We start from the raw sequence: 271 nt of genomic DNA on the forward strand, positions 1-271 counted from the left end.
TTCTCAATATCCTTCTTGCTGTCATTTTTTGGGTGACAGATTTGAAGGGAAGTTGAAGGTGTGCTTTGAACAAAGTTGCTTTGGAACTAACAGCCCCAACTCCAGAATATAATTTTCCGGGGTCAATTCCTACTGCGATCTCTTGTGTTTCTTCTCCTGACGGTTCTTGCAGGAGTTGGACGCAGAAAACTCCAAGGTCGTTGTACGCGACTTTTGCTTTTCCTTCCTTCAGCCAGCGTCGAGCGCGACTGGGTTTTGTTGGCATCAATGG

The 271-nt window shown here is 46.1% G+C and carries 1 protein-coding gene; it reads right to left on the reverse strand.

Annotated features, from left to right (window positions below; genetic code table 11):
• Nucleotides 1-271, reverse strand: a 271-nt coding sequence (locus tag JUI58_RS18900; RefSeq protein WP_204105367.1) for an RRXRR domain-containing protein, incomplete at both ends; no start/stop codon positions are given.

Source organism: Spirulina sp. CCY15215, from assembly GCF_016888125.1.
Taxonomy (GTDB): domain Bacteria; phylum Cyanobacteriota; class Cyanobacteriia; order Cyanobacteriales; family Spirulinaceae; genus CCY15215.